The organism is Bacillus sp. 2CMS4F, from assembly GCF_023161785.1.
GTDB lineage: Bacteria > Bacillota > Bacilli > Bacillales > Bacillaceae > Bacillus > Bacillus halotolerans.
Map to the genome: position 1 here is coordinate 174334 of NZ_JALNTO010000002.1, position 23999 is coordinate 198332.

Consider the following 23999-nt stretch of genomic DNA (forward strand, 5'->3'; position numbering starts at 1 on the left):
TTTGTTAAAGGATATATTCACTAAAAAGAAAAAGTATGCTTCCGTACCGTCAGATCAAGCGAAGCACGATGTTCCGGAAGGCATTATGACAAAATGTCCTAAGTGTAAAAAAATCATGCTCACTAAAGAGTTGGATAAAAATATGCGGGTATGCATGAACTGCGATTATCATTTCCCAATGAATGCAAAACAGCGTATCGAAAGCTTGATGGATGAACAGTCCTTTGAGGAATTCAATCAGGGGATGTTATCGGAAAACCCGCTCGGTTTCCCGGGTTATCTGGAAAAGCTTGAAAAAGATCGCGAGAAAACATCCTTAAACGAGGCTGTTGTCACAGGCAAGGGCACCATCGGGGGATTTCCTGCTGTTGTCGCGATAATGGATTCTTCATTCCGTATGGGCAGCATGGGCTCTGTCGTCGGTGAAAAAATCACGCTTGCGATTGAAAAAGCAAAAGCGGATAAAGTTCCGTTTATTATTTTTACTGCTTCCGGCGGTGCAAGGATGCAGGAAGGCATATTAAGCCTTATGCAAATGGCAAAGACAAGCTCTGCCTTAAAATTATTCAGTGAGGAACAGGGTCTCATTATCTCAGTCATGACGCATCCCACTACCGGCGGGGTATCGGCAAGCTTTGCTTCTCTTGGCGATTATAATTTCGCGGAGCCCGGCGCGCTGATCGGTTTTGCCGGAAGAAGGATTATCGAACAGACAATAGGCGAAAAACTGCCGGAGGACTTCCAAACGGCGGAATTCTTATTAAAACATGGACAGCTTGATGCGGTTATTCACCGCGACGACATGAAAAAAACGTTAGAGAATCTGCTGGATATGCATCAAACAGGAGGTGACATTGAGTGGCTGCAAGATTAGAATTTGAAAAACCGGTGATTGAACTGCAAACCAAAATCGCCGAATTGAAAAAATTCACCCAGGATTCGGAAATGGATCTGAGTGCAGAAATCGAACGGCTTGAAGACCGTCTAGCTAAGCTTCAGGATGATATTTATAAAAATCTGAAGCCTTGGGACCGTGTTCAAATCGCACGTCTGCCGGACCGTCCGACAACACTTGATTATATTCATTACCTGTTTACAGACTTTTTTGAATGTCACGGAGACAGAGCGTACGGAGACGATGAAGCCATTGTCGGCGGTATTGCCAAGTTCCACGGCCTGCCTGTGACAGTTATCGGACATCAGCGCGGAAAAGACACGAAGGAAAACCTGGTCCGCAACTTTGGAATGCCTCATCCTGAGGGCTATCGTAAAGCGCTTCGTCTGATGAAACAGGCTGATAAATTTAACAGACCGATTATCTGTTTTATTGACACGAAGGGGGCATACCCTGGACGAGCAGCTGAAGAAAGAGGACAAAGCGAAGCAATCGCCAAAAACCTGTTTGAAATGGCCGGCCTAAGAGTGCCTGTTGTTTGTATCGTCATCGGCGAAGGCGGAAGCGGCGGAGCTCTAGGTTTAGGTGTGGGCAACCACTTGCATATGCTGGAAAACTCTACTTATTCTGTTATTTCTCCGGAAGGTGCTGCGGCACTCTTATGGAAGGACTCCAGTCTTGCCAAAAAAGCGGCGGAAACAATGAAAATCACTGCGCCTGACTTAAAAGAATTAGGTATTATAGATCATATGATAAAAGAAGTAAAAGGCGGAGCGCACCACGATATTAAGCTGCAGGCAAGCTACATGGATGAAACCCTTAAACAATCGTTAAAGACTTTGCTGAAGCTGAATGAAGAAGAATTAATTCAGCAGCGCTATGAAAAATACAAAGCAATTGGGAAAGTATCGATTGAAGATCAATATATCGGGGTAAACTAAATAAACGTGAAGCCTTTGGCTCACGTTTATTTTTTGTGACATTCCTTAAATTTTATTTAAAAACAATTTATTTAATTGTATAATAGGTAAGGTTTCATAGGGAGGATGGAGATCCCTTTTCATTGTTTTTAGGGCAATGATCATGTTATGTTTTAATCATATATGTTTGCTGAGGTGAATGGAGAATGAAACGTATAGGGGTATTGACGAGCGGCGGGGATTCCCCGGGAATGAATGCAGCAGTTCGCGCAGTTGTCAGAAAAGCGATTTATCATGACGTTGAAGTTTACGGCATTTATAACGGATACTCAGGGTTGATCAGCGGAAAGATTGAAAAGCTAGAGCTCGGTTCTGTAGGTGATATTATTCATCGCGGAGGAACAAAGCTTTATACAGCAAGATGTCCTGAATTCAAAACGGTTGAAGGCCGTGAAAAAGGGATCGAAAACTTGAAGAAGCTGGGTATCGAAGGGCTTGTCGTTATCGGCGGAGACGGCTCATACATGGGTGCGAAGAAATTAACGGAGCACGGGTTTCCATGTGTAGGTGTACCGGGTACAATTGATAATGACATTCCGGGTACTGATTTTACAATCGGTTTCGACACAGCTTTAAATACAGTAATTGACGCAATTGATAAGATTCGCGATACAGCGACTTCTCATGAACGTACATATGTGATCGAAGTGATGGGCCGCCACGCCGGCGATATTGCATTATGGGCCGGACTTGCAGGCGGTGCGGAATCAATCTTGATCCCTGAGGCTGATTACGACATGCACGAAATCATTGCCCGGCTAAAACGCGGTCATGAGCGCGGGAAGAAACACAGTATTATTATCGTTGCCGAAGGGGTAGGCAGCGGTGTTGAATTCGGGAAACGCATTGAAGAAGAAACAAATCTTGAAACTAGGGTATCTGTATTAGGCCATATCCAGCGCGGCGGTTCCCCAAGTGCTGCTGACCGTGTTCTGGCAAGCCGACTTGGCGCGTATGCGGTTGAACTGCTGCTTGAAGGAAAAGGCGGACGCTGTGTAGGTATACAAAACAATAAGCTTGTAGACCATGATATTATAGAAATACTGGATCAAAAACACACAGTTGAGCAAAACATGTATCAGCTTTCAAAAGAACTGTCTATTTAAGAATGCAGCAGAAGGCTGAAGATTTCAGAAGGAAGTGAACGAATTGAGAAAAACAAAAATTGTTTGTACCATCGGTCCGGCAAGTGAAAGTATTGAAATGCTTACGAAATTAATGGAGTCAGGAATGAATGTGGCTCGTTTGAATTTTTCTCACGGAGATTTTGAGGAGCACGGAGCACGTATTAAAAATATCCGCGAAGCGAGCAAAAAGCTCGGCAAAAACGTCGGAATCCTGCTTGATACAAAAGGCCCTGAAATCCGTACACATACAATGGAAAACGGTGCTATTGAGCTTGAAACAGGCAAAGAGCTTATCGTTTCAATGGACGAGGTAGTTGGAACAACTGATAAGATTTCAGTAACGTATGAAGGTTTAGTAGAGGACGTTGAAAAAGGCTCAACGATTCTTTTAGATGACGGGCTTATCGGTCTTGAGGTACTTGAAGTGAATGCCGCTAAACGCGAAATCAAAACAAAAGTACTAAACAACGGAACACTGAAAAACAAAAAAGGCGTTAACGTGCCGGGTGTCAGCGTCAACCTTCCTGGTATTACTGAGAAGGACGCGAGAGATATCGTTTTCGGTATTGAGCAAGGGGTAGATTTCATCGCTGCGTCTTTTGTACGCCGTTCTACTGACGTGCTTGAAATCCGTGAACTTCTTGAGGAGCATAATGCTCAGGATATTCAAATTATCCCTAAAATTGAAAACCAAGAAGGCGTAGACAACATTGATTCTATTCTCGAAGTGTCTGACGGCTTAATGGTTGCGCGCGGAGACTTAGGTGTGGAAATCCCGGCTGAAGAAGTGCCGCTCGTGCAAAAAGACCTGATTAAAAAATGCAACGCACTGGGCAAACCGGTTATTACAGCGACACAAATGCTTGACAGCATGCAGCGCAACCCGCGTCCGACTCGTGCGGAAGCGAGTGACGTCGCAAACGCAATTTTCGACGGCACAGATGCGATCATGCTTTCTGGTGAAACAGCTGCCGGAAACTATCCGGTTGAAGCGGTTCAAACGATGCACAACATCGCATCCCGTTCTGAAGAGGCGCTGAATTACAAAGAGATTCTTTCAAAGCGCAGAGACCAAGTAGGCATGACGATTACTGATGCAATCGGCCAATCTGTTGCACATACAGCCATTAACTTGAATGCTACTGCGATTGTAACGCCGACTGAAAGCGGCCATACAGCGCGTATGATTGCAAAATACCGCCCGCAGGCACCGATTGTCGCTGTGACTGTAAATGATTCTGTTTCCAGAAAACTCGCTCTTGTATCCGGCGTTTTCGCAGAAAGCGGTCAAAATGCAAGCTCAACTGATGAGATGCTGGAAGACGCTGTGCAAAAATCATTACACAGCGGAATTGTAAAAAATGGTGACCTGATCGTCATTACAGCAGGTACTGTCGGTGAGTCAGGAACAACGAACTTGATGAAAGTTTATACTGTCGGTGATATCATCGCTAAAGGCCAAGGTATCGGCCGCAAATCAGCTTACGGTCCGGTTGTCATTGCGCAAAACGCAAAAGAAGCCGAACAAAAAATGACTGACGGCGCTGTTTTGGTGACAACTAGCACTGACCGTGATATGATCGCGTCTCTTGAAAAAGCGTCTGCCCTTATTACAGAAGAAGGCGGCTTGACAAGCCATGCTGCAGTAGTCGGATTAAGCCTCGGCATTCCGGTTATTGTTGGTTTGGAAAATGCGACATCCATTTTGACAGAAGGCCAGGATATTACGGTTGACGCTTCTAGAGGGGCAGTCTACCAAGGACGTGCAAGTGTACTTTAATCACATCTGAAAATGGGAAGGGAGCGTATTCCCTTCCTTTTCTCTATTTGGCACTATTTTTGAACGAAGGCGTTTTACACATGTGGGGGGCTGGAGATGAGGTTTTTATTTTTGCTTTTTATTGTGTTTCCGGCAATTGAAATCGGCATATTTCTATTTTCGGGCAAGCTGATCGGTATTCTTCCGACGGTTCTTTTGATGATTCTGACCGGGATCATTGGGGCAGCAGCTGCCAAAAAACAAGGAACTGAAGTTTACTTCAAGGTTCAGCGTGACCTTCAATACGGCAAGATGCCTGGTGAAGCGATTGCTGACGGCCTGTGCATCTTTATTGGCGGCCTTTTGCTGATGCTTCCAGGCTTTTTATCAGATCTGGCCGGCGCATGCCTGCTTATCCCGTTCACCCGCAGCTGGTGTAAGCCGATCCTGTTCAAATGGCTGAGAGGCATGTCGAAGAACAAGCGGATCATTATAAAATAAAAACGGCAGCCTGCATCATGGGCTGCTGTTTTATTTTTGCTGGACAGTGATGTAGGACCATATTTCCTTTAAGGCACCAGTTGTGATAAAAGCCTGGATGACGACGAGAACGGCAGGACCGGCAATCAGTCCTAAAAATCCGAACAATTTAAAGCCGGCAAAGAGGGCAATGAGTGTTGCCAGCGGATCGATTCCGATTGATTTACTTAATATTTTCGGCTCTGTCAGCTGCCGCTGAACGAGTACGACAAGGTACAGCACACCAATTCCAATTGCTTGAGGAAGCTGGCCTGTAATCGATAAATACAAAATCCACGGCACGAAGACGGATCCTGCTCCTAAATAAGGGAGAAGGTCGACTAGCCCGATTAAAAAAGCAATCGTTGCTGCATGCTCAACCTTTAAGAGAGAAAGACCGATGAATACAATGACCATCGTAAGGAATACAAGAACAGCCTGCGCTTTAATGAAACCGGTCATTGCTTTTTTCAGCTCGCTGCTGATCGCCTTTCCGTTTGCTGTTATTCGATCCGGCAGTACTGAAACGAGCATCGCTTTCAGCTTGTGCCAGTCCTTTGTCATGAAAAATGTAGCAAGAAGTGAAAATATCAAAACAGCCGCGGTATTCGGAAGCAGCGCGAAAAACTTCGGGATCATTTCAAGAATGTGAGACAGCAGCAGTCCTGCGTTTTTGGCAGCGGAATCTCCAAGTGTCTGAATGTGAGTGACGATGGAAGCCTGCTGGTTGGTCTCCAATTCATGAAATAAAACGGTCAGTTCGTGATAGAGCGGCTGGATATGAGTGGTAAACAGTTTTTCACAATAAGAGATAAATGTGCTGATATGCGGGGGAAGGGTTTTTGCAAGATATGCAGTCCCTGTTACGATTTCTGCTACCACAATGGTCAGCACACCGAACGCCGCGAGCAGAAAAAAGGCAAGCACGCCGATGACATTTAAAGTTCGCGGGAATCCCGTCACTTTGTCCAAGTAGTCTACAACAGGGTGAATCGCTGTTGAAAGAATAAGGGCAATGAGGAACGGATATGTTAACGGAAACGAATAATAAACAGCGGCTGCTGATCCGGCGGTAAGCGACACGACAAAGAGGGTTCGGAAAAAAATAGTGATATAGGATTGATTCACAAAAACGATCCTCCTCTCGTCAGCATGTCCTATTGTTATGTTTATTCACGGTACGGCTGTATATGAATACATTCATCTTAAAGGAGGGATAACGCGTGTTTACACAAGCGAATTTATTTTTAATATTACTCTTGGCTATTGCACTTATCGCAAAAAATCAATCGCTGCTTTTTGCTGTATCCGTCCTTTTGATCATTAAAATCGTGGGACTTGACCAAAAATTTTTTCCGACTATCCAGTCAAAAGGCATCAACTGGGGCGTGACCGTCATCACAATTGCTGTTCTTGTTCCAATCGCCACAGGCGAGATTGGATTTAAACAGCTTGGTGAGGCAATGCGTTCTTCTTACGCATGGATTGCATTGGGGGCGGGAATTGCCGTTGCGCTGATTGCCAAAAATGGCCTGACCCTGCTGGAAAACGATCCTCACATCACCACTGCTCTTGTCATCGGTACCATTCTCGCAGTCGCGCTTTTCGGCGGAGTCGCAGTGGGTCCGCTGATCGGAGCGGGGATTGCTTATATCGCGATGCAGCTCGTAAAACTGTTCACTTCATAAAAAAAGCGGCTTGCTGCCGCTTTTTTTTAATGCCAAAAACCCGCAAATAAAGGCGTTTTTTCGGGAAAATCATAGAATGAAAAAAAAAATTATAGGTAAACATTTAACAAATGTCTGATTATTGTTTATAATAGGAATAGGCACAAACTTAAAAAAGCTTATAAGAATTTGTTATGTTCTTTCATAAGCAAAGGGTTTCAGCACCAGCAGGCAGTAAAATGTAAGCATTTTCTTTTGGGGGGAGAAATACTTACAACGTGCTTTTTAAGTTAGCCTCATGTTTTTACAACACTCTTAAAGGGGAAATTTATTGAAAAGGAGATGTTATATATGACAGCGACACGCGGTCTTGAAGGGGTGGTAGCAACAACATCATCTGTTAGTTCGATTATTGATGATACCCTTACATATGTGGGGTATGATATCGATGATTTGACAGAGAATGCGAGCTTTGAAGAAATCATTTACTTGCTTTGGCACTTAAGGCTGCCAAACAAAAAAGAGCTTGATGAGTTAAAACAGCAGTTAGCAAAAGAAGCTGCCGTTCCGCAAGAAATTATTGAGCACTTCAAATCTTATTCCCTCGAAAATGTTCATCCCATGGCTGCTCTTCGGACAGCGATTTCTTTACTAGGCCTGCTTGACAGCGAGGCTGATACCATGAACCCGGAAGCCAACTACAGAAAGGCGATCCGCCTTCAGGCAAAGGTGCCTGGTCTGGTTGCAGCGTTTTCCAGAATCCGCAAGGGTCTTGAACCCGTTGAGCCAAGAGAAGACTACGGCATTGCCGAGAATTTTCTCTACACATTAAATGGAGAAGAGCCTTCACCGATTGAGGTTGAAGCCTTCAACAAAGCACTGATTTTACATGCCGATCACGAGCTGAACGCGTCAACGTTTACAGCGAGGGTCTGTGTCGCAACACTTTCGGATATCTACTCAGGAATTACTGCAGCGATCGGCGCACTGAAGGGCCCGCTTCACGGCGGTGCAAACGAAGGCGTCATGAAAATGCTGACAGAGATCGGCGAAGTGGAGAATGTCGAGCCTTTCGTTCGTGCCAAGATGGAAAAGAAAGAAAAAATAATGGGATTCGGCCATCGCGTTTATAAGCATGGCGATCCGCGCGCCAAACATTTAAAAGAAATGAGCAAACGTCTGACCAACCTGACCGGCGAAAGCAAATGGTATGACATGTCGATTCGCATCGAAGAAATCGTGACATCAGAAAAAAAGCTTCCGCCTAACGTTGATTTCTATTCCGCTTCTGTTTATCACAGCCTCGGAATAGACCATGACCTGTTCACACCGATTTTTGCTGTAAGCAGAATGTCAGGCTGGCTCGCTCATATCCTTGAGCAGTATGACAATAACCGCCTGATCCGCCCGCGTGCAGATTACACAGGCCCTGACAAACAAACTTTTGTTCCGATTGAAGAAAGAGCCTAAAGAACCATGGGAGGCTGGCTTATGTTAATGAAGTTAGCCTCTTGTTCAGAACATCAAAGATGGTTTACACTTTAGAATGTTAAGAAAAATCATTTTGTTTTCTATATAAGAAAAATAAAATGTTTTCTAAATATGAATTACATACTGGGAGGTTTTTATTGTGGCACAAGGTGAAAAAATTACAGTCTCTAATGGAGTATTAAACGTACCAAACAACCCGATTATCCCGTTTATTGAAGGAGACGGAACCGGTCCTGATATTTGGAATGCCGCTTCAAAAGTTTTGGAAGCCGCAGTAGAAAAAGCATATAAAGGTGAAAAGAAAATTACGTGGAAAGAAGTTTATGCCGGAGAAAAGGCTTATAATAAAACAGGTGAGTGGCTTCCTGCTGAAACATTAGATGTTATCCGCGAATATTTCATCGCGATTAAAGGCCCGTTAACGACACCTGTCGGCGGCGGTATCCGTTCTTTGAACGTAGCGCTCAGACAAGAGCTTGACCTATTCGTTTGCTTGAGACCGGTAAGATATTTTACTGGAGTGCCGTCACCGGTAAAACGTCCTGAGGATACTGACATGGTCATCTTCCGTGAAAATACAGAAGATATTTACGCAGGCATCGAGTACGCAAAAGGCTCTGAAGAAGTGCAAAAGCTCATCAGCTTCCTGCAAAATGAATTGAATGTTAACAAAATCCGTTTCCCTGAAACATCAGGTATCGGCATTAAGCCTGTTTCTGAAGAAGGAACAAGCCGTCTGGTCAGAGCGGCAATTGAATATGCGATTGAGCACGGCCGCAAGTCTGTAACGCTTGTACACAAAGGAAACATCATGAAGTTCACGGAAGGCGCCTTCAAAAACTGGGGCTATGAGCTTGCAGAGAGAGAATACGGCGAAAAAGTTTTCACATGGGCTGAATATGACCGCATTGCTGAAAAAGACGGAAAAGACGCCGCTAATAAAGCGCAAAGCGAAGCAGAAGCAGCAGGCAAAATCATTATCAAAGACAGCATTGCTGATATTTTCCTTCAGCAGATTCTGACACGTCCAAGCGAATTTGATGTTGTTGCAACAATGAACCTTAACGGAGACTATATTTCTGACGCTCTTGCGGCGCAAGTAGGCGGAATCGGTATTGCTCCTGGGGCAAACATCAACTACGAAACAGGACATGCGATTTTCGAGGCGACACACGGAACGGCTCCTAAATACGCCGGACTTGATAAAGTAAACCCATCTTCAGTTATTCTTTCAGGTGTGCTGCTGCTTGAGCATTTAGGATGGAATGAAGCGGCTGATTTAATCATTAAATCTATGGAAAAAACAATCGCTTCTAAAGTCGTAACTTACGATTTTGCCAGATTAATGGACGGCGCGACTGAAGTTAAATGTTCAGAGTTCGGAGAAGAACTGATTAAAAACATGGACTAAGCAAGGAAACAGCCTAAAATTAGCCATAAAGGAGAAGAGAGACATGGGAAATACTCGTAAAAAAGTTTCTGTTATCGGAGCAGGTTTTACCGGAGCGACAACAGCTTTCTTAACCGCTCAAAAAGAGCTGGCGGACGTTGTTCTCGTTGATATCCCTCAATTGGAGAACCCGACGAAAGGAAAAGCCCTTGATATGCTGGAAGCCAGCCCGGTTCAAGGCTTTGACGCGAAAATTACGGGTACATCTAATTATGAGGATACGGCTGGTTCTGACATTGTTGTCATTACAGCCGGTATTGCAAGAAAACCTGGTATGAGCAGGGATGATCTAGTCTCTACAAACGAAAAAATTATGAGAAGCGTCACACGAGAAATCGTGAAATATTCTCCTGACTCTATCATTGTGGTTTTGACAAACCCTGTTGATGCAATGACATACGCAGTATACAAAGAGTCTGGCTTCCCGAAAGAGCGCGTGATCGGCCAATCAGGTGTGCTTGATACGGCAAGATTCAGAACGTTTGTGGCGGAGGAATTAAACTTGTCAGTGAAAGATGTGACTGGTTTTGTTCTCGGCGGACACGGTGACGATATGGTGCCGCTTGTACGTTATTCTTATGCTGGCGGTATCCCGCTTGAAACCCTCATTCCAAAAGACCGGATTGACGCAATTGTGGAGCGCACAAGAAAAGGCGGCGGCGAGATCGTGAATCTCTTAGGAAACGGAAGCGCGTATTATGCGCCTGCGGCTTCACTGACAGAAATGATCGAAGCAATCTTAAAAGATCAGCGCCGCGTCCTTCCTACAATTGCTTATCTTGAAGGAGAATACGGCTATGAAGGCATCTACCTTGGTGTTCCTACAATTGTCGGCGGAAACGGGCTTGAACAAATCATTGAGCTTGAATTGACAGAATACGAGAAAGAACAGCTGAATAAATCAGTTGAATCTGTCAAAAATGTGATGAAAGTATTATCCTAAAATAAAAAGAGAAAGGCTGGTTTAATCGAAGCCTTTCTCTTTTTATTACAAAATGAAAGCGCTTCCTCCTATTTCTCAGCTGCCTCTTGTTAAAATGATGTAAAAGGCGAATTGTCGGAATGTCCGGCTTTCGTTAAAATAAAATCATGAAACATGGTAAGATGACATAAAATAGAGAAATAGGATGTCGGGGAATTAAGATACTGGAGGCACAGCATGAACAAGAAAATTTTAGTTGTGGATGATGAAGAATCTATCGTTACACTTTTGCAGTACAATTTGGAGCGATCAGGCTATGAGGTTATTACTGCTTCGGATGGAGAAGAAGCACTCAAAAGGGCGGAAACAGAAAATCCTGATTTAATTGTGCTTGATGTGATGCTTCCAAAGCTGGATGGAATTGAAGTATGCAAGCAGCTGAGACAGCAAAAACTCATGTTTCCTATTTTAATGCTGACAGCGAAGGATGAAGAATTTGACAAAGTATTAGGGCTTGAGCTTGGTGCTGATGATTATATGACCAAGCCGTTCAGCCCTCGAGAAGTCAATGCAAGAGTAAAAGCTATTTTAAGGCGTTCTGAAATGGCTGCGCCCTCTAGTGATATGAAAAACGAGGAAACAGAAGGACAAATTGTTATCGGCGATTTGAAGATTCTGCCCGATCATTATGAAGCTTATTTTAAAGAAAATCAGCTTGAGCTGACACCGAAAGAATTTGAGCTGCTATTGTATTTAGGCAGACATAAAGGAAGAGTGCTGACGAGAGATTTGCTTTTAAGTGCTGTCTGGAATTACGATTTTGCCGGAGATACGAGAATTGTTGATGTGCATATCAGCCATCTTCGAGACAAAATTGAAACGAATACAAAAAAACCGATCTATATTAAAACCATTAGGGGATTGGGGTATAAATTGGAGGAGCCAAAAATGAATGATTAAATATCGTGTGCGCCTTTTTTCTGTGCTCGTTGTCTGTATGATTGTGGTGTTTAGTGTACTCGGGCTGTTTTTACAGCAGCTCTTTGAATCTTCTGATCAAAAAAAATCGGAGGAACACATTGAAAAGGAAGCCAAATACATGGCTTCGCTGCTTGATGCCGGCAACCTGAATGACCAGGCAAATGAGAAAGTCATTAAAGATGCAGGCAGTGCGCTTGATGTAGAAGCGTCCGTGATCGATACAGAAGGAAAGGTGCTGTACGGGTCTGACGGCAGCGCGGAGGATTCTTCACAGATTCAGGCGCTTGTCTCCGGTCATGAGGGAGTTCTCGCGAAAGAGGAGAACATGCTTTATTATGGGCTTTCGCTTAGGAGCAAAGGCGAAAAAACGGGGTATGTGCTGCTTACTTCCCGTGAAGAAAGCTCGGGTCTGAATGGCGAGATGTGGGGCATGCTGACAGCCAGTCTTTGTACCGCTTTTATTATTATTGTTTTCTTTTATTCTAATATGACCTCTCGCTACAAAAGATCTATTGAAGCAGCCACAAACATGGCAACAGAGCTGTCCAAGGGGAATTACGATGCCCGTACATACGGCGGTTATATCAGGCGTTCTGACAAGCTTGGCCGGGCCATGAACAGCCTTGCCGTTGATCTGATGGAAATGACGAGGACGCAGGAAATGCAGCGCGACCGCCTGCTGACTGTCATTGAAAACATCGGCTCCGGGCTGATTATGATTGATGGAAGAGGTTTTATCAATCTCGTCAACAGGTCTTACGCGAAGCAGTTTCATGTCAATCCGAATCAGATGCTGCGCCGTCTTTACCATGATGCATTTGAACATGAAGAAGTGATCCAGCTTGTCGAAGAGATTTTTATGACTGAGACGAAGAAATGCAAGCTATTAAGGCTTCCGATCAAAATTGAAAGGCGTTATTTTGAAGTGGACGGCGTTCCTATTATGGGGCCGGATGATGAATGGAAAGGGATCGTGCTCGTTTTTCATGACATGACGGAAACGAAAAAATTAGAGCAGATGAGAAAAGATTTTGTGGCCAATGTTTCCCACGAGCTGAAAACGCCGATTACATCGATCAAAGGGTTTACGGAAACGCTATTAGACGGGGCAATGGAGGACAAAGAGGCGCTTTCAGAATTTCTCTCGATTATTTTAAAGGAAAGCAAAAGGCTTCAGTCATTGGTGCAGGATTTGCTTGATCTTTCTAAGATTGAGCAGCAAAACTTTACGCTCAGCATCGAAACGTTCGATGCAGCGAAAATGCTGGCTGATATTGAAACGCTACTTAAGCATAAAGCGACGGAGAGAGGTATCTCTTTACAGCTGAACGTTCCGAAAGACCCTCTCTATGTAGCGGGCGACCCGTACCGGCTGAAACAGGTGTTTTTAAATCTCGTAAACAATGCATTAACCTATACACCGGAGAAGGGTTCGGTAGCTATCAATGTCAAACCGGGAGAAACAGAAATTCAAATCGAAGTTTCCGATACCGGGATTGGCATCCAGAAAGAAGAAATTCCCCGCATCTTTGAACGGTTTTACCGCGTTGATAAAGACAGAAGCAGAAACTCAGGCGGGACCGGTCTCGGTCTTGCGATTGTAAAGCATTTAATAGAGGCTCATGAAGGCAAGATCGATGTGACAAGCGAGCCGGGCAGAGGCACTGTGTTTACAGTGACGCTGAAGCGGACTGCTGAAAAGCCTGTTTAATGTTTACAAAGCTTTAACAATATCTTCATGCACTGTTAAACCTATGCTGGTAGGATGTAGTAGAACCCCTTCATCCAAGGAGCCAATTTTGACGGCGGGAACCTTTTTGTGTTCCCGTCCTTTTTTGTGTGTTCTCATCGGTTCGCGTATTTTCCTTTCAAATTGAACTTTGTTAAAATAAGAGAAGCTAAAGACTATTATTATGAGATGAATGGAAGCTGCTGCTTCTTAGGAGGATATTGAATGACGGAACGAAAAAAATTAGTGCTTGTAGACGGAAACAGTCTGGCTTACCGGGCGTTTTTCGCATTGCCGCTGTTAAGCAATGATAAAGGAATTCATACAAATGCGGTTTACGGTTTTGCGATGATTTTGATGAAAATGCTTGAGGATGAAAAGCCGACGCATATGCTGGTTGCGTTTGATGCCGGGAAAACGACGTTTCGTCACGGCACATTTAAAGAGTATAAAGGCGGAAGACAGAAAACCCCGCCTGAGCTTTCAGAACAAATGCCGTTTATCCGCGAGCTGCTAGATGCCTATCAAATCAGCCGCTACGAACTGGAACAATACGAAGCTGACGACATTATCGGCACACTCGCCAAATCGGCTGAAAAAGACGGCTTTGAGGTAAAGGTTTTCTCGGGCGATAAGGATTTAACACAGCTGGCAACAGACCAGACGACGGTTGCCATTACGAGAAAAGGAATTACCGATGTTGAGTTTTACACACCAGAGCACGTCCAGGAGAAATACGGACTCACGCCTGACCAAATTATTGATATGAAGGGTTTAATGGGGGATTCTTCTGACAACATCCCGGGTGTGCCTGGTGTCGGGGAAAAAACCGCGATTAAGCTGTTAAAGCAATTCCATTCTGTTGAAAAGCTGCTCGAATCAATTGATGAGGTAAGCGGAAAAAAACTCAAGGAAAAGCTGGAAGAATTTAAGGATCAGGCCTTGATGAGCAAGGAATTGGCGACGATTATGACCGATGCGCCGATTGAGGTGTCCGTTTCGGGTCTGGAATATCAAGGCTTTAATCGTGAACAGGTCATTGCCATCTTTAAGGACCTTGGGTTCAATACGCTTCTTGAACGGCTCGGGGAGGACGGTGTAGAGGCGGAGCAGGATCAGTCGTTAGAAGAAATTGATGTCAAAACAGTCACCGACGTGACTAGCGATATATTGATTTCTCCATCTGCATTTGTCGTTGAACAGATTGGCGATAATTATCATGAAGTGCCGATTCTCGGTTTTTCGATAGTGAACGAAACGGGAGCCTACTTTATTCCAAAAGACGCTGCTGTCGAGTCTGATGTGTTTAAAGAATGGGTGGAAAATGACGATCAGAAAAAATGGGTCTTTGACAGCAAGCGGGCTGTCGTGGCTTTGCGCTGGCAGGGCATTGAGCTGAAAGGTGCGGAGTTTGATACGCTTCTTGCCGCTTATATCATTAATCCGGGTAATTCGTATGACGACGTTGCTAGTGTGGCTAAGGATTACGGCTTGCACATCGTTTCAAGCGATGAATCAGTTTACGGCAAGGGAGCAAAACGCGCAGTGCCGGCAGAGGGCGAACTGTCTGAGCATCTCGTCAGAAAGGCTTTAGCCATTCAAAGCCTCCGGGAAAAGCTTGTTCAGGAGCTGGAGAACAACGATCAGCTTGAATTGTTTGAGGAGCTGGAAATGCCGCTGTCGCTTATTCTCGGAGAAATGGAATCAACAGGCGTTAAGGTTGATGTTGACCGCTTAAAACGAATGGGAGAAGAACTGAGCGCCAAGCTGAAGGAATATGAAGAAAAAATTCATGATATTGCAGGAGAGCCGTTTAATATCAATTCTCCTAAACAGCTCGGCGTCATCCTGTTTGAAAAGATCGGCCTGCCAGTTGTGAAGAAAACGAAAACAGGCTATTCAACGTCTGCTGATGTGCTTGAAAAGCTGGCTGACAAACATGATATTGTTGACTATATTTTGCAGTACAGACAAATCGGCAAGCTGCAATCGACATACATCGAAGGGCTTTTAAAGGTGACAAGAAAAGATACACACAAGGTGCATACACGCTTTAACCAAGCCTTAACGCAAACAGGGCGCCTCAGTTCGACCGATCCGAACCTGCAAAACATACCGATCAGGCTTGAGGAAGGGCGCAAGATCCGCCAGGCCTTTGTTCCGTCTGAAAAAGACTGGCTCATTTTTGCGGCTGATTACTCGCAAATCGAGCTGCGGGTGCTTGCCCACATTTCAAAGGATGAAAATTTGATCGAAGCCTTTACAAACGACATGGATATTCATACAAAAACAGCAATGGATGTGTTCCATGTCGCTGAGGATGAAGTGACATCGGCGATGAGACGCCAGGCGAAAGCGGTCAACTTCGGGATTGTATACGGCATCAGTGATTACGGTCTATCACAGAATCTCGGCATTACGCGGAAAGAAGCTGGGGCATTCATCGACCGATATTTGGAAAGCTTCCAGGGCGTCAGAGCGTATATGGAGGACTCGGTGCAGGACGCGAAGCAAAAAGGCTACGTAACCACGCTGCTGCATCGCCGCCGATACATCCCTGAACTGACGAGCCGAAACTTTAATATCCGCAGCTTTGCGGAGCGGACGGCAATGAATACGCCGATTCAAGGAAGTGCCGCGGATATTATTAAAAAAGCCATGATTGATATGGCAGCCAAGCTGAAAGAAAAGCAGTTGAAGACAAGATTGCTGCTTCAAGTGCACGATGAATTGATTTTTGAAGCGCCGAAGGAAGAAATTGAAATACTTGAAAAGCTTGTTCCAGAAGTGATGGAGCATGCGCTTGCATTAGATGTGCCGTTAAAGGTGGACTTTGCTTCAGGCCCATCCTGGTACGATGCGAAATAAACAGAGATAAAGGAAGTGATGGATGTGCCGGAATTACCAGAGGTTGAAACCGTCCGGCGCACTCTGACCGGGCTTGTAAGAGGAAAAACAATCAAATCGGTGGAGATCAGATGGCCGAATATCATCAAACGGCCTGCCGAACCGGAGGAATTTGCGCGAAACTTAGCAGGAGAAACCATCCAGTCCATCGGAAGACGGGGAAAGTTTTTGCTGTTTTACTTAGATCATTATGTCATGGTCTCCCACCTTCGTATGGAAGGAAAGTACGGACTTCACCAAGAGGAGGAGCCGGACGATAAACACGTGCATGTCATATTTACGATGACGGACGGAACCCAGCTGCGTTACAGGGACGTTCGGAAATTCGGAACCATGCATTTATTTAAACCGGGAGAGGAAGCAGGGGAGCTGCCGCTTTCTCAGCTCGGACCCGAACCGGATGCAGAAGAATTTACGAGTGCGTATTTGAAAGCACGGCTGGCGAAAACAAACCGAGCTGTCAAAACCGCTCTTCTGGATCAGAAAACGGTCGTCGGACTCGGGAACATTTATGTGGACGAGGCTCTGTTCAGAGCGGGCGTCCATCCCGAGACAAAAGCAAACCAGCTATCAGATAAAAAAATCAAAAAACTTCATGCTGAAATTAAAAATACCCTTCAGGAAGCGATTGATGCCGGTGGAAGCACTGTCCGGTCGTATATCAATTCCCAAGGAGAAATCGGAATGTTTCAGTTGCAGCATTTTGTGTACGGGAAAAAAGATGAGCCCTGCAAAAATTGCGGCACCATGATTACCAAAATTGTCGTCGGAGGCAGAGGCACACATTTTTGCGCCAAGTGCCAGAAAAAATAGAGGAATGCTTCATCGTCCAAGCTGTCGGTGCATATATCAGTAACTCTGTAATAGAGGAAGTGCCGTTTTTCGGAAACACGGATTTTTCACTTTTCCATATACATGATTGTGATGAATCTCCGGGCATTAAACATCTGATACAAGAGCACCAACAGAAAGGAAGAAACGGATATGCAAATGGTTTCTATACTGCTGCTGGCGTTAGCTGTCAGCTTGGACAGTTTTTCAGTCGGATTTACGTATGGATTGCGAAAAATGAAGATACCGCTAAAAGCCATTATTGTCATTGCCTTCTGTTCCGGCACTGTTATGTTTATATCCATGCTGATCGGAAGCTTTCTCACCAAGTTTTTCCCCGTATATGTGACTGAGAAGCTCGGCGGGTTAATATTGGTTGGAATCGGCGTGTGGGTTTTATATCAATTTTTCAGGCCGGCAAAAGACAAAGACTACTTATTGCATGAAAAAACGCTGCTTAATTTAGAGGTTCGGTCATTGGGCATTGTGATCCATATTTTGAGAAAACCGATGAGTGCGGATATCGACAAATCTGGTGTGATTAATGGAATTGAAGCGGTGTTATTGGGATTCGCCCTGTCGATTGATGCCTTCGGGGCAGGTATGGGAGCTGCCATTCTCGGTTTTTCTCCCATTGCAATGAGCATAACCGTCGCGATTATGAGTTCGCTGTTTGTGTCAGTCGGCATCAATGCCGGCCATATTCTGTCTAAATGGAGATGGATCGATAAAATGGCGTTTTTGCCGGGGCTTCTGCTGATCACGATCGGGCTCTGGAAATTGTAAAAAGGAGTGGATCTCTTGACCTTAGTCATTGGTTTAACGGGAGGAATAGCAAGCGGCAAAAGCACGGTTGCCAATATGCTGATAGATAAAGGAATCACTGTCATAGATGCGGATATCATTGCAAAACAAGCGGTAGAAAAAGGGATGCCGGCCTACCGGCAGATCATTGACGAATTTGGTGAAGACATTCTGCTCGAAAATGGTGATATAGACAGAAGAAAGCTTGGGGCGCTGGTCTTTACAAATGAACAGAAGCGTCTTGCTTTGAATTCAATTGTTCATCCTGCGGTCAGAGAGGAAATGCTCAAGCGGCGTGATGAGTCCATTGCAAATCAGGAGACATTTGTAGTATTAGATATCCCGCTTTTGTTCGAAAGCAAATTGGAGTCTTTAGTGGATAAAATTATTGTGGTCAGTGTGACAAAAGAGCTTCAGCTTGAACGCCTGACCAAGCGCAACCAATTAACGGAGGAAGAAGCGCTTAGCCGGATCCGCTCCCAAATTCCATTAGAGGAAAAAGTGTCAAGAGCGGATAACGTAATAGACAATAGCGGCACACTCGAAGAGACAAAACAGCAGCTTGAGGAAATTCTCAGCTGCTGGGCATAACAAAACACCGTTCATTATGAACGGTGTTTTTGTGATTGAAAATCAAAATTGTCCGGATCAGGACCGACGCGCAGATTTTCATTCAACGCATCAATTCGGTTCATGTCATCCTGTGATAATTCAAAATCAAATATGTTCGCGTTCGCTTTAATTCGATGTTCCTTTGTTGATTTAGGAATGGTGATGACGCCGTGCTGTAAATCCCAGCGTAAAATGATTTGCGCGACGGATTTGTTATATGATGTTGCAATGTCTGTCAGTTCGGGATGATCAAGCAATTGTCCCTGCATTAAAGGAGACCATGCTTCCATTTGAATGCCTTGCTTCTTGCAATAAGCCATCAGCTCTTTTTGCGTGAGGCGCGGGTGGAATTCCACTTGGTTGATCATAGGCTTCATTTCAGCACCCTTTAGCAGATCCTCCAGGTGGTGGATTTGGAAATTGCTCACACCGATCGCTTTGACACGGCCTTCTTTATACAATGTTTCAAGTGCTCTCCAAGCTTCTTTATATTTGCCTTCCACAGGCCAGTGAATGAGGTATAGATCTAAATATTCCAAACCGAGTTTTGACAGGCTTGTTTCAAATGCCGCCAATGTTTCCTCATACCCTAAATCCGCATTCCACACTTTTGATGTGACAAATAGATCCTCTCTGGAGATGCCGGCTTCTTCAATTCCGTGCCGCAAGCCTTCCCCGACTCCCGCTTCATTTCCGTAGATAGCGGCAGTATCAATACTGCGGTAACCGTGAACAATGGCGGTTTTCACCGCATTGACGAGTTCCGATCCTTCTTCCACTTGGAATACACCGAGGCCGAACCACGGCATTTTCACCCCGTTATGAAATGTTGCTGCTGCTTGTAAATGTGTTGTCATGTTTGTTTCCTCCTTATTAAAATGTTAGGCTGCCTGCCGATCCTGTTTTTCCAGAAGGCGGCTCCAGCCTGTTAAGATGACGGCTCCTGCTACCATTAAAGCTCCAATCCACGCGGTATGAATCAGTCCGATGGAATCGGTAATCACGCCTCCCAAAAAAGATCCTAGGGCAATTCCTGCGTTAAATGCTGCAATATTAATCGCGGATGCTACATCTACTGCGCTCGGTACAAAACGTTCAGCCAGCATGACGACATATACTTGCAGGCCGGGCACATTCATAAAGGCCAGCAAGCCCATAAAGAGAATCGTAATGAGGCCAGCAATTTTATAAGGAGCCGTAAATGTTAACGTAAACAGGACGAGCGCCTGTACGATAAACATATAAAACAGCGCGGCGATCGGATTTCGATTGGACAGTTTCCCGCCAATCATATTGCCGATGGCAATGGCAATTCCGTAAACGAGCAGGATAATGGCTACAGTGCCGGCCTTAAAGCCCGTCACTTGCTGAAGCAGGGGAGACAGGTAAGTGAACACAACAAATGTTCCTCCGTATCCTAAAGCTGTTATGACAAATAAAAGCAGTAAACGGCCGTTTGTCACAAGCTTCAATTGATCCCGCATCGTTGTTTTCGTCCCTTTTCGTAAATTGGAAGGGACAAGAATGCCATTTGCAATGACAGCGATAATGCCGACGGCGATAATAACCATAAAGGCAAACCGCCAGCCGAGCTGCTGGCCGATAAACGTGCCGAAAGGAACTCCGGTTACTGTTGCGACGGTGAGTCCTGTAAACATAATGGAAATCGCACTCGCCCTTTTATTTTCAGGGACAAGATCAGCTGCGATCGTCGAGCCGATCGACATAAACACACCGTGTGAAAAAGCGGATATCACACGTGCTGCTAAAAGAATCCCGATGCTTGAGGCCGACGCGGCCATCGTATTCCCGGCGATAAAAATGATCATGATCCAAAGCAATAGCGTCTTTCGTGACATGCTTGAGGTCAATGACGTTAAAATAGGCGCGCCGAACGTAACACCCAGTGCGTATAGCGAAACGGTCAATCCCGCTGTTGTTACAGGAATGTGTAAATCATCAGATATTAACGGCAAAAGGCCGACGCTGATAAATTCGGTTGTCCCTATCGCGAATGCACTAATGGCGAGAGCCAGAAGTGCAGGAATGCTGCTTTTATTGGCTGAAGTCATTCAAGTTCCTCCTTTTCTGTTATGTGTTGTATGATTGAAATTCTGCCGAACAAGCTATATAAATAAAAGAGCAGATTCAATTCAGCCGGCAAATGTGATTATGAAAGATATCATCAAAAAAGAAAAGTACGTACTTTTAAGTGCTATAGTCACTTTTTGGTGCCTGTAAGGAGAGTGAACCGCATGGAGAAGAAAAAATATAACATTTCAGTTGAAGCGACTCTTGAAGTAATAGGCGGGAAATGGAAATGCGTGATTTTATGCCACCTGACACACGGAAAAAAACGAACAAGTGAGTTAAAGCGTTTAATGCCGAATATCACTCAAAAAATGCTGACCCAGCAGCTGCGTGAGCTGGAAGCTGACGGTGTCATTAACCGTATCGTGTACAATCAGGTTCCTCCTAAAGTGGAATACGAACTGAGTGAATACGGCCGCAGCTTAGAAGGCATTTTAGATATGCTCTGCGATTGGGGAGCGAATCATATCAACAAGGTATACGGCAATACTTTCTCTGTATTAGAAGAAAGTGTGCTCAATGATAAATTGAAACAGGAATCATAAGAAAATAAAGCAGGCAGTGCGCAGCGCTGGCTGCTTTTTTGATTCTTTATCCTCATATTGTGTGCAAGAAAACGTATGATACATCATAAATTAGCGTTATAATCGTTGATTTTTATCAATATGTACTGGCGAATTCTTTTTAATGTGTTATACTAATTTCAGATGACAACAATTTAGAATGACATAATTGATGAGGGGTGACCAACGTGAAGGTAAAAGTAGCGATAAACGGGTTTGGAAGAATCGGAAGAATGGTCTTTAGAAAAGCAATGTTAGACGATCAAATTCAAGTAGTGGCTATTAACGCCAGCTATTCGGCTGAAACGCTGGCTCATTTAATAAAGTATGACACAAATCACGGACGGTACGACAAAGAGGTTGAGGCTGGAGAAGACAGTCTGATTGTGAATGGAAAAAAAGTACTCTTGTTAAACAGCCGTGATCCGCAACAGCTGCCTTGGCGGGAATATGATATTGACATTGTCGTTGAAGCAACAGGGAAGTTTAATTCAAAAGAAAAAGCGATGGGACATATTGAAGCGGGCGCGAAAAAAGTCATTCTGACCGCTCCGGGGAAAAATGAAGACGTTACCATTGTGATGGGTGTTAATGAAGACCAATTTGATGCTGAACGCCACGTGATTATCTCAAATGCGTCATGCACGACAAATTGCCTTGCACCGGTTGTGAAAGTGCTTGATGATGAATTTGGCATTGAGAGCGGTCTAATGACGACAGTGCACGCTTATACGAACGATCAAAAAAACATTGATAATCCGCACAAAGATTTGCGCCGCGCCCGGGCATGCGGTGAATCCATCATTCCGACGACAACAGGAGCGGCAAAGGCGCTTTCGCTTGTTCTTCCTCACCTGAAAGGAAAACTTCACGGTCTCGCTTTGCGTGTGCCTGTACCGAACGTCTCATTAGTTGATCTTGTTGTCGACTTGAAAACGGATGTAACGGCAGAAGAGGTAAACGAAGCATTCAAACAGGCTGCCAAAACGTCAATGTACGGAGTGCTTGATTATTCGGATGAACCGCTCGTGTCGACAGATTATAATACGAATCCGCATTCGGCGGTTATTGACGGGCTTACGACAATGGTGATGGAAGACAGGAAAGTAAAGGTTCTCGCATGGTATGACAATGAATGGGGCTACTCATGCAGAGTAGTTGATCTCATCCGCCATGTGGCGGCACGAATGAAACATCCATCTGCTGTATAGAATAAGGTCATGGACACAATTTAAGAAAAAACCCTTAACAGCATATTTCTGAAAAAACGCTTCTTGCAAATTAGACTTAAACACAGTATACTATTTTTCGTGAACTTCTTGCTTGAGACTGTTTCGGGATTACTTAAAGGGTTAGGACCTCTCCGGACTAACTTTCCCCCGTGGTAAATAGCCGACCCAGTTGTTGGAACTTCACTTTTTAATTCTTGTTAAGGGGGGTCCATGACTATGGAAACAATGGGGCGTCACGTTATCTCCGAGCTATGGGGATGCGATTTTGATAAGCTGAATGACATGGATTTTATTGAAAAAACGTTTGTAAATGCTGCTTTAAAATCAGGAGCTGAGGTGCGCGAGGTTGCATTTCACAAATTTGCACCGCAGGGCGTAAGCGGAGTCGTTATTATTTCTGAATCACATTTAACGATTCACAGTTTTCCTGAGCACGGATATGCAAGCATTGATGTTTATACTTGTGGAGACTTAGATCCTAATGTCGCTGCTGACTACATTGCAGAGGCATTACATGCTGATACAAGAGAAAACATTGAAATACCAAGAGGAATGGGGCCTGTGCAGATTAAACAGGCGCAAGCGAAAGTCCTATAAAGTAAACACGAACACAAAGGGAGCTGGAGCTAGAAAGCCGTTACGCGCTTTTTAGCTTATGCTCCTTTTATTTTTATGAACAAACAGGGGCGGCTAGCTTTTTCTTTTTCCGTTTTTTTTGTAAAATAAGAAAGAGATATGTCATAAACCGCCTGATGCTGTTAGATACAGCCTAAACAACGGCTCTCCCGACAGATGCCTGTCACATCACTTTATAGCCGGAGGCTGCCGAATATACATTGCAGGGAACGAAATAGTTGGGAGCTGATTTTATTGAAATGTCCTTCATGCCAGCATAACGGAACGCGAGTCCTCGATTCACGGCCTGTGGATGACGGAAAATCCATTCGCAGAAGACGGGAATGCGAAGCCTGCCATTACCGCTTTACCACCTTTGAGAAAGTGGAGGAAACCCCGCTCATCGTTGTAAAAAAAGAAGGCGTGCGAGAGGAATTCAGCAGGGAAAAAATGCTGCGCGGCCTTATTAAAGCGTGTGAAAAAAGGCCTGTTTCACTCAAAACGCTGGAAGATATGTGTTTTGACATTGAAAAAGAACTGCGCAATCAAGGCTGTTCCGAAGTGAAAAGCGAGTTCGTCGGAGAAATGGTCATGGACCGCCTGGCTAAGGTTGATGAAGTCGCATACGTGCGGTTCGCGTCCGTCTATAGGCAGTTTAAAGATATTAATGTCTTTATCGATGAATTAAAAGATTTAATAAAGAAAGAGCGTTAAAGAGCTAAAAGGATTCTTCTAGCTCTTTTCTCATGTGCAAAATTGGCATTTGATAGATATTCGAAACGGTGTAAAATGAGAGGTAGAAACATAATCGGAAGGTTTGAGAA

21 protein-coding genes and 1 pseudogene are annotated in these 23999 nt (G+C 44.5%); 19 read left to right on the forward strand and 3 right to left on the reverse strand.

Annotated features, from left to right (window positions below; all coding sequences use genetic code 11):
* Position 1 precedes the first annotated feature (1 nt).
* The 5 genes from accD (at position 2) to MTN95_RS04185 (ending at position 5262) form a co-directional block, all read left to right on the forward strand.
* Positions 2-874, forward strand: coding sequence for an acetyl-CoA carboxylase, carboxyltransferase subunit beta (gene accD, locus MTN95_RS04165; protein ID WP_248337056.1), 873 nt, complete (start codon positions 2-4; stop codon positions 872-874).
* The gene (gene accA / locus MTN95_RS04170) at positions 859-1836 is read left to right on the forward strand and encodes an acetyl-CoA carboxylase carboxyl transferase subunit alpha (protein ID WP_024122460.1); all 978 of its coding nucleotides are present in this window, start codon (positions 859-861) and stop codon (positions 1834-1836) included. Before accD ends, accA begins: the two co-directional genes overlap by 16 nt.
* A 185-nt stretch (positions 1837-2021) precedes the next feature.
* Positions 2022-2981, forward strand: a complete 960-nt coding sequence (pfkA, locus tag MTN95_RS04175) for a 6-phosphofructokinase (RefSeq protein WP_024122459.1) — start codon at positions 2022-2024, stop codon at positions 2979-2981.
* Between the two features lie 43 nt (positions 2982-3024).
* On the forward strand, positions 3025-4782 hold the full coding sequence (gene pyk, locus MTN95_RS04180) for a pyruvate kinase (RefSeq protein ID WP_105953418.1): 1758 nt from the start codon (positions 3025-3027) through the stop codon (positions 4780-4782).
* 96 nt (positions 4783-4878) lie between these two features.
* A complete protein-coding gene (locus tag MTN95_RS04185; RefSeq protein ID WP_024122457.1) occupies positions 4879-5262 on the forward strand; it encodes an FxsA family protein in 384 nt (127 codons plus the stop codon).
* Positions 5263-5292: 30 nt separating this feature from the next.
* Here MTN95_RS04185 and ytvI read toward each other — a convergent pair whose 3' ends face one another.
* The gene (gene ytvI, locus MTN95_RS04190) at positions 5293-6408 is read right to left on the reverse strand and encodes a sporulation integral membrane protein YtvI (protein ID WP_105953419.1); all 1116 of its coding nucleotides are present in this window, start codon (positions 6406-6408) and stop codon (positions 5293-5295) included.
* A gap of 95 nt (positions 6409-6503) precedes the next feature.
* Between ytvI and MTN95_RS04195 the strand changes: the two genes are divergently transcribed.
* The 10 genes and pseudogenes from MTN95_RS04195 to coaE all read left to right on the forward strand — a co-directional run bounded on the left by MTN95_RS04195 (position 6504) and on the right by coaE (position 18653).
* Positions 6504-6968, forward strand: coding sequence for a DUF441 domain-containing protein (locus tag MTN95_RS04195; RefSeq protein ID WP_010335274.1), 465 nt, complete (start codon positions 6504-6506; stop codon positions 6966-6968).
* Positions 6969-7298: 330 nt separating this feature from the next.
* Positions 7299-8417, forward strand: a complete 1119-nt coding sequence (gene citZ, locus MTN95_RS04200) for a citrate synthase (RefSeq protein ID WP_010335272.1) — start codon at positions 7299-7301, stop codon at positions 8415-8417.
* 160 nt (positions 8418-8577) lie between these two features.
* Positions 8578-9849, forward strand: a complete 1272-nt coding sequence (gene icd / locus MTN95_RS04205) for an NADP-dependent isocitrate dehydrogenase (protein WP_024122455.1) — start codon at positions 8578-8580, stop codon at positions 9847-9849.
* A gap of 43 nt (positions 9850-9892) precedes the next feature.
* Positions 9893-10831 (forward strand): malate dehydrogenase, encoded by a 939-nt coding sequence (gene mdh / locus MTN95_RS04210; RefSeq protein ID WP_010335270.1) that lies wholly within the window; start codon positions 9893-9895, stop codon positions 10829-10831.
* A gap of 216 nt (positions 10832-11047) precedes the next feature.
* The gene (gene phoP / locus MTN95_RS04215; protein ID WP_105953420.1) at positions 11048-11770 is read left to right on the forward strand and encodes a two-component system response regulator PhoP; all 723 of its coding nucleotides are present in this window, start codon (positions 11048-11050) and stop codon (positions 11768-11770) included.
* The gene (gene pnpS, locus MTN95_RS04220) at positions 11763-13502 is read left to right on the forward strand and encodes a two-component system histidine kinase PnpS (RefSeq protein WP_248337059.1); all 1740 of its coding nucleotides are present in this window, start codon (positions 11763-11765) and stop codon (positions 13500-13502) included. Before phoP ends, pnpS begins: the two co-directional genes overlap by 8 nt.
* Before the next feature lie 243 nt (positions 13503-13745).
* Positions 13746-16388 carry a DNA polymerase I gene (polA, locus tag MTN95_RS04225; protein WP_248337061.1) on the forward strand — a complete coding sequence of 881 codons (2643 nt, stop codon included), beginning with the start codon at positions 13746-13748 and terminating at the stop codon, positions 16386-16388.
* A gap of 24 nt (positions 16389-16412) precedes the next feature.
* Positions 16413-17240, forward strand: coding sequence for a DNA-formamidopyrimidine glycosylase (gene mutM / locus MTN95_RS04230; RefSeq protein WP_059335582.1), 828 nt, complete (start codon positions 16413-16415; stop codon positions 17238-17240).
* Between the two features lie 153 nt (positions 17241-17393).
* Positions 17394-18044: pseudogene (gene ytaF, locus MTN95_RS04235) on the forward strand (sporulation membrane protein YtaF); the annotation flags it as partial.
* 15 nt (positions 18045-18059) lie between these two features.
* Entirely contained in the window at positions 18060-18653 is a 594-nt protein-coding gene (gene coaE, locus MTN95_RS04240; protein ID WP_095714231.1) for a dephospho-CoA kinase, read from the forward strand.
* A gap of 14 nt (positions 18654-18667) precedes the next feature.
* Here coaE and MTN95_RS04245 read toward each other — a convergent pair whose 3' ends face one another.
* Entirely contained in the window at positions 18668-19531 is an 864-nt protein-coding gene (locus MTN95_RS04245; RefSeq protein ID WP_248337063.1) for an aldo/keto reductase, read from the reverse strand.
* A gap of 24 nt (positions 19532-19555) precedes the next feature.
* Positions 19556-20746, reverse strand: a complete 1191-nt coding sequence (locus tag MTN95_RS04250) for an MFS transporter (RefSeq protein ID WP_248337066.1) — start codon at positions 20744-20746, stop codon at positions 19556-19558.
* A 183-nt stretch (positions 20747-20929) separates the two neighbouring features.
* Here MTN95_RS04250 and MTN95_RS04255 point away from each other — a divergent pair, with 183 nt between their 5' ends.
* The 4 genes from MTN95_RS04255 (at position 20930) to nrdR (ending at position 23889) form a co-directional block, all read left to right on the forward strand.
* The gene (locus MTN95_RS04255; RefSeq protein WP_202852745.1) at positions 20930-21310 is read left to right on the forward strand and encodes a winged helix-turn-helix transcriptional regulator; all 381 of its coding nucleotides are present in this window, start codon (positions 20930-20932) and stop codon (positions 21308-21310) included.
* A 206-nt stretch (positions 21311-21516) separates the two neighbouring features.
* The gene (locus MTN95_RS04260; RefSeq protein WP_059293437.1) at positions 21517-22539 is read left to right on the forward strand and encodes a glyceraldehyde-3-phosphate dehydrogenase; all 1023 of its coding nucleotides are present in this window, start codon (positions 21517-21519) and stop codon (positions 22537-22539) included.
* Positions 22540-22776: 237 nt separating this feature from the next.
* On the forward strand, positions 22777-23157 hold the full coding sequence (gene speD, locus MTN95_RS04265; protein ID WP_003223584.1) for an adenosylmethionine decarboxylase: 381 nt from the start codon (positions 22777-22779) through the stop codon (positions 23155-23157).
* A 273-nt stretch (positions 23158-23430) separates the two neighbouring features.
* Complete coding sequence (nrdR, locus tag MTN95_RS04270; protein WP_010335260.1) at positions 23431-23889, forward strand: transcriptional regulator NrdR; 459 nt, start codon at positions 23431-23433, stop codon at positions 23887-23889.
* Positions 23890-23999 lie beyond the last annotated feature (110 nt).

Excerpts from the sequence above, each read along its gene's own strand:
- MTN95_RS04250 (WP_248337066.1), bottom strand. The coding sequence starts at position 20,746 with ATGACTTCAGCCAATAAAAGCAGCATTCCTGCACTTCTGGCTCTCGCC.
- pnpS (WP_248337059.1), top strand. The coding sequence starts at position 11,763 with ATGATTAAATATCGTGTGCGCCTTTTTTCTGTGCTCGTTGTCTGTATG.
- MTN95_RS04245 (WP_248337063.1), bottom strand. The coding sequence starts at position 19,531 with ATGACAACACATTTACAAGCAGCAGCAACATTTCATAACGGGGTGAAA.
- mdh (WP_010335270.1), top strand. The coding sequence starts at position 9,893 with ATGGGAAATACTCGTAAAAAAGTTTCTGTTATCGGAGCAGGTTTTACC.
- polA (WP_248337061.1), top strand. The coding sequence starts at position 13,746 with ATGACGGAACGAAAAAAATTAGTGCTTGTAGACGGAAACAGTCTGGCT.
- speD (WP_003223584.1), top strand. The coding sequence starts at position 22,777 with ATGGAAACAATGGGGCGTCACGTTATCTCCGAGCTATGGGGATGCGAT.
- MTN95_RS04255 (WP_202852745.1), top strand. The coding sequence starts at position 20,930 with ATGGAGAAGAAAAAATATAACATTTCAGTTGAAGCGACTCTTGAAGTA.
- citZ (WP_010335272.1), top strand. The coding sequence starts at position 7,299 with ATGACAGCGACACGCGGTCTTGAAGGGGTGGTAGCAACAACATCATCT.
- pfkA (WP_024122459.1), top strand. The coding sequence starts at position 2,022 with ATGAAACGTATAGGGGTATTGACGAGCGGCGGGGATTCCCCGGGAATG.
- MTN95_RS04185 (WP_024122457.1), top strand. The coding sequence starts at position 4,879 with ATGAGGTTTTTATTTTTGCTTTTTATTGTGTTTCCGGCAATTGAAATC.
- phoP (WP_105953420.1), top strand. The coding sequence starts at position 11,048 with ATGAACAAGAAAATTTTAGTTGTGGATGATGAAGAATCTATCGTTACA.